Source organism: Winogradskyella sp., assembly GCF_025210595.1.
Classification (GTDB): Bacteria; Bacteroidota; Bacteroidia; order Flavobacteriales; family Flavobacteriaceae; genus Winogradskyella.
Map to the genome: position 1 here is coordinate 1 of NZ_JAOARH010000107.1, position 9,855 is coordinate 9,855.

General features: G+C 32.9%; 7 protein-coding genes. All 7 read left to right on the forward strand.

Annotated features, from left to right (window positions below; translation table 11 throughout):
• The coding region (locus N4A42_RS11410) for a T9SS type A sorting domain-containing protein (RefSeq protein WP_294074083.1) at nt 1–760 on the forward strand (760 nt) is incomplete at its 5' end.
• Entirely contained in the window at nt 757–3,600 is a 2,844-nt protein-coding gene (locus tag N4A42_RS11415) for a metalloprotease (RefSeq protein WP_294074085.1), read from the forward strand. The genes N4A42_RS11410 and N4A42_RS11415, both read left to right, overlap by 4 nt.
• Nucleotides 3,601–3,755: 155 nt before the next feature.
• A complete protein-coding gene (locus N4A42_RS11420) occupies nt 3,756–6,167 on the forward strand; it encodes a thiamine pyrophosphate-dependent enzyme (RefSeq protein WP_294074087.1) in 2,412 nt (803 codons plus the stop codon).
• A gap of 139 nt (nt 6,168–6,306) precedes the next feature.
• Nucleotides 6,307–7,161 (forward strand): polyphosphate kinase 2, encoded by an 855-nt coding sequence (gene ppk2 / locus N4A42_RS11425; protein WP_294074089.1) that lies wholly within the window; start codon nt 6,307–6,309, stop codon nt 7,159–7,161.
• Nucleotides 7,161–7,988 (forward strand): polyphosphate kinase 2, encoded by an 828-nt coding sequence (gene ppk2, locus N4A42_RS11430; protein WP_294074091.1) that lies wholly within the window; start codon nt 7,161–7,163, stop codon nt 7,986–7,988. Before ppk2 (N4A42_RS11425) ends, ppk2 (N4A42_RS11430) begins: the two co-directional genes overlap by 1 nt.
• An 83-nt stretch (nt 7,989–8,071) precedes the next feature.
• Nucleotides 8,072–9,682, forward strand: a complete 1,611-nt coding sequence (locus N4A42_RS11435; protein ID WP_294074093.1) for a class I SAM-dependent methyltransferase — start codon at nt 8,072–8,074, stop codon at nt 9,680–9,682.
• Nucleotides 9,682–9,855, forward strand: a 174-nt coding sequence (locus N4A42_RS11440; protein WP_294074095.1) for a DUF202 domain-containing protein, incomplete at its 3' end; no start/stop codon positions are given. The genes N4A42_RS11435 and N4A42_RS11440, both read left to right, overlap by 1 nt.

Sequence of the window (9,855 nt, forward strand, 5' to 3'; positions counted from 1 at the left end):
GGTTGTAGAACTAGACAATTATCTTCGTACACTTCCTAGCGATGTTAATGTTCTTTTAGGTGGAGATCTTAACGTTTATACAGCCAATGAACCTGCTTTTCAAGTATTAATACAAGACACCAACTCTATAATTTTTGATGATCCACCAAACCGCATTGGTAGTTGGAGTAATAACACAAACTATGTAGATGTTTTTACCCAATCTACACGTACGCAATCTGGCATGGGAGGCACAACAGGAGGCTTTGATGATCGCTTTGATTTTATTTTAACGTCAGAGAACATGGCAAATGCTTCAAACAATATTAGTTATACACCTGGTTCTTATAAAGCTTATGGAAATAATGGTTTGGTGTCTTGTTATAACAGTTCAATAAACTCTTCAAATTGTGGAAATTCTACTTCTGAATTCTCTTTTGAAATTAGAGATGCACTTCACAATTTTAGTGATCATCTCCCTGTAACACTTTCTTTAGAGGCTAATGTAACATTATCAAATAATGATAATTTAAAAACAGATAATCAAGTAGCGCTAACTAAAACTTTAATTAACACGGAATTAGAAATTTACATTAACTCACCTCAACTATTCAATAAACAACTAGCGATCTACAATTATTTAGGTCAAGCCGTTGATTATTTTCAAACCAACACCAATCAAACTCAAGTATTTAATGTTGCTCACCTTAGTAATGGTATTTACTTTTTAGGTTTTTCTGAGTCTAATGTAAAACCCTTAAAATTTGTTGTTTCGCATTGATTAAACGCCTCTACATATCGTTTATATTAGTACTCGTATGCACATCTATCTATGGGCAAAACTTCATTGATATTAATGCCAATGTTGATGTAGAAACCAAAACCATTTCTATATCACAAACCATTATTTATAAAAATGAAACCAACGATACGCTAAGCGAAATCTATTTACATGATTGGAATAATAGTTACTCATCAAAGTCTACACCTTTGGCTAAACGCTTTGAGGAAGAATTTAGCACCAAATTTCATTTAGCAAAGAGTGAGCAACGTGGATTTACTTTAATTACTGATATAAAAGACAAAGCCAGTAATACTAATCTAAATTTTGAATATTTAAAAGAGCATCCAGATGTTTTAAAAGTTACTTTACCAAAAGCACTACAAGCAGGCGCATCTTATAATATAGATCTAAACTACACATTAGTATTACCAGATGCCACTTTTACGGATTATGGTTTTACTAAAAACAGAGATTTTGAATTAAAGTATTGGTATATCACACCAGCTGTTTACGACGGTAAATGGCATTATTACAGTAATAAAAATCTTAATGATTTATTTGTACCTAAAGCAGATATAAAGATCACCTTAGAGCACCCTATGAATTATCGTTCTACGTCTGAGCTAGATTTAATTTCTGCCGAACCCAACATAAAAACCAGAAGGCAAACAACAATTTACTATGGCAGAGATAGGATAGACACCTATCTTGCACTGCAAAAATTCCCACTGTTTCGTTCTGTACAGACCGATGATATTATACTAGTTTCTAACATCAACGAAAGAAATTTACCAGGAGCAGACAAAGCCATATTAACAGATAAAATTGCTAAGTTTTTATTTAAAAACCTAGGCGAATATCCTCACAGACGTTTATTAGTTTCAAATATAGAATACAACAAGAATCCACTGTACGGACTTAATCAGCTACCAAGCTTTCTTAGGCCTTTTCCTGATCAATTTCAATATGAACTTAAACTATTAAAAACGTCATTAAAAAAATATATTGATAATATTCTTTTACTAAACCCAAGAAAAGAACACTGGTTAAGCGAAGGTTTGCAGATATATTTTATGATGAAATATGTTGAAGAGTACTATCCTGATATGAAACTATTAGGAACATTAGCTGATATTTGGGGCATAAGATCATTTCATGCCGCTGATGTTAACTTTAATTTTCAGTATTTTCTATATTCTATGGAAATTGCCAGAAAAAACAGAGATCAACCTTTAACAACATCAAAAGATTCCTTGATAAAGTTTAATGCCAATATAGCTGGCAAATACAAAGCTGGTATTGGTTTAAACTATTTAGAAAAGTTTACTGATGATATCAGCCTAACAGAAACCATCACTGACTTTTTAAAAGCCCACAAACTCAAAAAGGTTAAAATATCAGATTTTGAATCGTTCTTAAACTCTAAAACAGAAAAAGATGTTGATTGGTTTTTTACAGATTATGTAGACTCTAGAAAAAAGATAGATTTTAAGATTAAAAAAATTGAAACTACAGAAGACTCTATTAAGCTCACTATAAAGAACAAACGCAATAACACCATGCCTGTTTCTTTATTTAAACTTAGTAATGATTCTGTAATTGGTCAACAATGGGTAGAACATATAAAAGACACTAAAACTATTAGCTTACCTAAAGATAGTGCTGATAAGTTTGTTTTAGATTATAATAATGTCATTCCAGAATTTAACCAAAGAGACAACTACAAAGCTGTTAATGGATCATTTTTAAACAACAAACCGTTACAATTTAGATTATTTAAGGACATAGAAGACCCTCATTACAATCAAATATTCTTTATGCCTTTAGTAGAGTTTAAAAACATCTATGATGGTTTAACACTTGGCACTAAAGTTTATAATAAAACGATACTTAGAAAACGACTTAACTATAGGTTTTCACCACAATACGCTACTAAATCTAAATCACTTACAGGCTCAACATCTCTTTTCTATACACATAATATAGAAAACAAAAATTTGTTTGACATTACTTACGGTTTTTTTGCTGGTTACCAGTCTTTTGCAGAGGATGCTTTTTTCACAAGACTAAGACCTTCAATAACATTTATGTTTAGAAACGATGAAGACTTTAGGGCTGATCAGGTTCATAGCCTTACAGCAAGGTATGTTGGTATTACCAGAGACGTAGGAGATGAAGCTATCATAGAAGTAGATGAGCCAGATTATGGAGTCTTTAACCTAAGGTACACGTATTACAATCCTGGTAGAATCAACTTTTCTAATTTTAGTACAGATTTTCAAATTGCAAATAATTTTAGCAAGCTTTCTATGAGTTATGAGTTTAGAAAACTTACTAAGAACAACAGAAATATTAACCTAAGACTTTTTGCTGGTGTGTTCTTACATAATAACACTGATGCTAGCTCAGACTATTTTAGTTTTGCCTTAGACAGACCAACAGACTACCTTTTTGATTTAAATTATCTAGGTAGATCTGAAGCTGCAGGTTTATTTAGTCAGCAAGTTATCATTACTGAAGGTGGTTTTAAATCTAAACTAAACACTCCTTATGCTAATCAATGGATGACCACAGCAAACTTTAGCACCTCTATATGGCGATACATTCAAGCTTACGGAGATATTGGCTTTGTAAAAAGTAAATTTGATAATGCACATTTTGTGTACGATTCTGGTGTTAGACTTAATTTGGTCGAAGATTATTTTGAGCTTTATTTTCCAGTATATTCAAATCTTGGTTGGGAAATTACCGAACCTAATTACGGTGAACGTATTCGATTTATAATCACTGTAGATCCACAGGTACTTTTAGGCCTTTTTAGAAGAAAATGGTATTAACATATCCTTATTGAAATGTTAATTTTTTAAATAAATTTGATTATTTTTTATCAAAAAAAGCTTTTTAATGAGAATACCTCAATAATCTAACAGTTCTCACTATTGCATAAAAGGTCGTGATTTAGTAAATTTGTACCTCCAAAAATTCGACCTTTATGAAAACTACCTCAAATACAAAAACAGAAATTACATTCGAAGATTTTAAAGCAGAAGTCCTTAATGATTATAAACTTGCTGTAACAAGTCGTGAGTGTAGTCTGCTTGGTCGTAGGGAAGTTTTAACAGGAAAAGCAAAGTTTGGTATTTTTGGAGATGGTAAAGAAATACCACAAATAGCTTGGGCAAAAGCCTTTGAAAATGGTGATTTTAGATCTGGTTATTACAGAGATCAAACCTTTATGATGGCTATTGGTCAGTTAACTATAGAACAGTTTTTTGCTGGTCTTTATGCCAATACCGATTTAAAGGAAGAACCTATGTCTGCTGGTCGCCAAATGGGAGGTCACTTTGCAACACACAGTTTAGATGAAAACGGAAACTGGAAAGACTTAACCCAACAAAAAAATTCTAGTGCAGATATCTCACCTACTGCTGGGCAAATGCCTAGATTATTAGGTTTAGCACAAGCCTCTAAAATTTACAGAAATGTAGATGGTATAAATACTACTAATTTTTCTAACAAAGGAAACGAAATTGCTTGGGGAACTATAGGAAATGCTAGTACTAGTGAAGGTTTATTTTTTGAAACCATAAATGCTGCTGGTGTATTGCAAGTACCAATGGTAATTAGTATTTGGGATGACGAATATGGTATTTCTGTACACGCAAGACACCAAACAACAAAGGAAAACATCTCTGAAATCTTAAAAGGATTTCAACGTGATGATTCTGCCAATGGCTATGAAATCTTTAGAGTAAATGGTTGGAATTATGCCGAATTAATAGACACTTACCAACGTGCTGCTAAAGTCTCTAGAAATGAACATATTCCTGTAATGATTCATGTTCAAGAGTTAACACAACCTCAAGGGCATTCTACTTCAGGATCGCATGAGCGTTATAAAAATGAAGAGCGTTTAGCATGGGAAGCAGAGTATGATTGTAATGCGCAAATGCGCAAATGGATGCTAGAAAACAACATTGCTACCGACGAGGAATTAAAAGTTTTAGAAAAAGACATTAAAAAAGCTGTAAGAGATGGTAAAAAAGCGGCTTGGTCTGCATTTATCAATCCTATTAAAGCTGAAAAAAAAGAAGCGATTTCTATTTTAGAGCAAGTTGCTAACTCTAGTTCTAATGGTGTATTTATCACAAAGATTAAAAACGACTTAGACACCATTGATGAGCCACTTAGAAAAGATATAATCTCAGCTGCACGTAAAGCGTTACGATATGTTATTTCTGAAAATAGTGCAGAAAAGTTAGCACTTCTTAACTGGATTAACAACTATCTAGAAACCATACAACCAAAATATAGCTCACATCTTTATAGTGAATCTGAATTAAAAGCACAATATCAGACAGAAGTACTTCCTACATACAACGATGACGCAAAAGAAGTTGATGGACGTGTAGTTTTAAGAGACAATTTTGAAGCTATATTCAAAGCATATCCAGAATCTTTAATCTTTGGTGAAGATGCAGGTCATATTGGTGATGTAAACCAAGGTTTAGAAGGTTTACAAGAAAAATTCGGAGAGCTAAGAGTTTCTGATACAGGTATTAGAGAGGCTACTATATTAGGTCAAGGTATAGGTATGGCTATGAGAGGCTTAAGACCAATTGCAGAAATACAATATTTAGATTATATCCTCTACGCTTTACAAATAATGAGTGATGATTTAGCAACTGTACAGTACAGAACAAAAGGTCGTCAAAAAGCACCATTAATTGTAAGAACTCGTGGTCATCGTCTAGAAGGTATTTGGCATTCTGGTTCTCAAATGGGAGGTATTTTAAATCTTATTAGAGGTATTCATGTATTAGTACCTCGTAATATGACTAAAGCAGCAGGATTTTACAACACACTTTTAGAAAGTGATGAACCAGCACTAGTAGTAGAATGCTTAAACGGTTACCGTCTAAAAGAAAAAATGCCAAACAACATTGGCGCGTTTAAAACACCAATTGGTGTTGTAGAAACTATTAAAGAAGGTGATGATATAACTTTAGTATCTTATGGTTCTACATTACGATTGGTTGAACAAGCAGCTAAAGAACTATTAGAAGTAGGTATTAATGCTGAAATTATTGACATACAATCTTTATTACCTTTTGATCTTAATCACGATATCGTAAAAAGTATCGCCAAAACTAATCGTGTTATGGTCATAGATGAAGATGTAAAAGGTGGAGCATCTGCTTATATTTTAGATCAAATTCTGAATGAGCAAAATGCATATCAACATTTAGATAGTCAACCAAAAACATTAGCAGCAAAACCACATAGACCGGCTTATGGATCTGATGGAGATTACTTCTCTAAACCTTCAATAGAAGATATCTTTGAAGCTGTTTACGATGTAATGCACGAAGCAAACCCTAATGATTTCCCAAAATTAAGATAGCTAAAATTAAACTCAAATAATATTTAAGCCTTTCAAATAATGAAAGGCTTTTGTTTTGCATAAATTCTAATGACATATATCATAAAAATCCTCATGTATATATTTTAAATTTGGTGATAATCATACCAATTTTTAATATATGCTAACACAAGAGACGTTAAAAACGTTTAAAAAACATTCTGATTTAATTTCCTACTTAAATAATCACAAAGCAGAGCATCCGCTTTTTCAATCTGCTTTAGACAAGTACAAATACGAGCAAGAACTACTTCCGTTGCAAGCTGAGCTAGTAGATTTCCAACGATGGGTTCAAAAAGAAAATAAAAAAATCGCTATTATTTTTGAAGGTAGAGATGCTTCTGGAAAAGGAGGAACCATAAAGCGCTTTAAGGAACACTTAAATCCTAGAGCAATGCGCATAGTTGCACTCAATAAACCTACCGAAGTAGAAAAAAGCCAATGGTATTTTAACCGTTATATAAAAGAGCTCCCTAACGCAGGTGAGATTGTGTTTTTTGACAGAAGCTGGTACAACAGAGCTGTAGTAGAACCTGTAATGGGATTCTGCAACAAAGCGCAATACAATCGTTTTATGATTCAAGTACCAGAGTTTGAACATATGCTCTACGAATCTGGCACACACATTATTAAATTTTGGTTTTCTGTATCTAAAGAAGAACAACAACGACGGTTTGAAAGTCGTTTAAACAATCCTTTAAAAAAATGGAAGTTTAGCCCTGTTGATGAAAAAGGACAAGAACTATGGGATGATTTTACCATGTACAAAAACCAAATGTTTTCGAGAACACACAACGCTTTCTCTCCTTGGGTTATTATTAATTCTAACGACAAAAAACGTGCGCGTTTAGAAAGCATAAAATATGTTTTAAGCCTATTTGACTATGATAATAAAGGTAACAACTACAAAGGCATTTTACCAGACCCTAACATTGTACAACGCTATTTTAGAAACACTATTCAACTAGACCAATAATGACACCGCTAAGACATTTATCCGAAAAAGAATTAAAAATCATTAACACAAAAAAAGGTTTAGGTGCATTGTTGAGACAAAAACACCTAGACATTAATAAAACTGTTAGAAATGTAAAATATGAAAAGCGACTAGAAAAGCTTCAGGAAGAAATGCTTATTCTTCAGCAATGGGTTGCTGCTAATAATAAAAAAGTAGTCATCTTATTTGAAGGACGAGATGCTGCAGGAAAAGGTGGCGCCATACGTCGTATCATTCAGCATTTACCTCCTCGTGCCATTAGAGTGGTTGCATTACCCAAGCCCAATGAAACCGAAATTGGACAATGGTATTTTCAACGTTATATAAATTGCTTACCCAACAATGGTGAAATTGTATTTTTTGACAGAAGTTGGTATAACAGAGCTGTAGTAGAACCTGTAAATGATTTTTGCACCAAAAAACAGTACGATAATTTTATGTCGCAGGTCAATGAATTTGAAAAAATGATACAAGATTCTGGCATCCATTTACTCAAACTATATTTTTCTATAACTAAAAACGAACAAGAACGACGATTTAAAGACATTATAGATACTGAGACTAAAAAATGGAAATATAGTGATGTCGATAGACGTGCTTTATCCTTGTGGGACGAATATACAAAGTACAAAGAGCTTATGTTTAAAAACACACAAGAGCATGCACCTTGGAAGGTTATTAAAGCTAACCGAAAAACAAGTGCTAGAATTAGGGCTTTTGAGTACATTTTAAAAATGATTCCTTACGAAACCAAAGATCTTGAAACTATAAAACCAAAGACATTACAAGCCATTTTAAATGAATAGTAATTACTTGTAAAAGAATTTTGAATACCCAAAACCATCATTTTTATGATGGTTTTTTTATATTTAATACAAATCTGTTCTTTATGCTAACAAAATCTGAAAAATCTCAACTAAGAAGTATTATTTTTCGTCATCTCGATGGCATTGCTACAGCAACCTCTGCATTTGCGTTACACAAAAGAGAAATCTTAAGTTACATCCTAGAAAAAGAATCGGTTGATTTAAAACATTTATCAGACGTTTTTAATGCCAATGAAGGCTACCTCAACGTTGCGTTGCGTGTTTTGTGTTCTCAAGGATGGCTTGTGCAAACCATTAATAATAAAAACAACACAGTAACTTATAAGACTAATAGCAAATCTAAGACAGCCTTTAATTTGGTACATCTTTATGAAGATGTTGTTCATCTTTTAAAATATTCTGATCGCTTTGCCAACGAAAAAATGATTAGTACAGATGCATTCATTGCTTTAGAACGTATTTTTAAAAAATTTGAAACTCATTATGGTCTCAATATTTCTGATGAAGATTCAATAGACTATCAAGTCTACAAACATATTGAAGGGGTTATAGTTGCACCAATTATAGTGCTATTGGGTGTTAACGGGTTATTTCATAAATACTTTATGGATGCATCGTTTACTGCTGAAGAATACCATAAAGATCCTGAAAGTTTTAAAAAGATTCTAGATTTCTTTGCACATTTAGATTGGTTTAAAAAGAAAAGAAATACCTATCAGTTTACAGATAAGGGCTTATTCTTTGCTAAACGCGCTAGTGCATATGGAGTTACAGTATCGTATATACCTACATTTTTACAATTAGACGAACTCATTTTTGGCAATCCATTAGTATTGAAAACAGATTCGGTAAGTGCCACTGAAAAACATGTTCATCGCGAAATGAATGTTTGGGGAAGTGGTGGTGCACATGCTACCTATTTTAAAGTTATAGATGAGATAATTATAGAATTATTTAACAGACCTATTGATTTTCAACCCAAAGGTATCTTAGATATGGGCTGCGGAAATGGTGCTTTTTTAGAACACATATTTCATGTTATTGAACAGCAAACACTTAGAGGAAAAATACTAGATGATTACCCATTATTTCTTGTTGGAGCAGATTTTAACAAAGCAGCTTTAAAGGTAACTAGAGCTAATCTTATCGCAGCAGATATTTGGGCTAAAGTTATTTGGGGAGACATAGGTAGACCAGATGTTTTGGCTTCAGACTTAAAAGAAGACTACAACATTGATTTGCAAGATTTATTAAATGTTAGAACATTTTTAGACCACAATCGTATTTGGGAAGCTCCTAATAATGATTTTGATTTAGTGAGCACATCTTCTGGTGCTTTTTCTACAGAAGGAAATCGTTTAAGTAATAATATGGTAGAAGCTTCATTGCTTGAGCACCTGAGTAAATGGAAACCTTATGTAGACAAGTTTGGGTTGCTTATTATAGAATTGCACACTATTGATCCAGCATTAGCGGCAAACAATATCGGTAAAACTGCAGCCACAGCTTACGATGCTACACACGGTTTCAGCGACCAATATATACTTGAGGTAGATGTCTTTAGAGCCATTGCAGAAAAAGCCGGCTTAAAACCAGACGATACCCATTTTACTAAATTTCCTAATAACGATTTAGCAACCGTAAGTATTAACCTTTTAAAAGGATCTGACTAATGTCAAACACACAAAACAACAAAGACAAACCACTCATTACCAGAGATTGGTTAGCCATAGAGCGCACCAAACTAGCTAACGAACGTACTTTCTTAGCTTATTTTAGAACGTTTTTAGTAATACTAGGAACTGGTGTAACCATTATAAAACTCGAGTTCCTTTCAGACTTAAAA

Bases quoted from the DNA above. Each gene is read 5' to 3' on its own strand.
- N4A42_RS11420 (WP_294074087.1), top strand. From the start codon at position 3,756: ATGAAAACTACCTCAAATACAAAAACAGAAATTACATTCGAAGATTTT.
- ppk2 (WP_294074089.1), top strand. From the start codon at position 6,307: ATGCTAACACAAGAGACGTTAAAAACGTTTAAAAAACATTCTGATTTA.
- N4A42_RS11435 (WP_294074093.1), top strand. From the start codon at position 8,072: ATGCTAACAAAATCTGAAAAATCTCAACTAAGAAGTATTATTTTTCGT.
- ppk2 (WP_294074091.1), top strand. From the start codon at position 7,161: ATGACACCGCTAAGACATTTATCCGAAAAAGAATTAAAAATCATTAAC.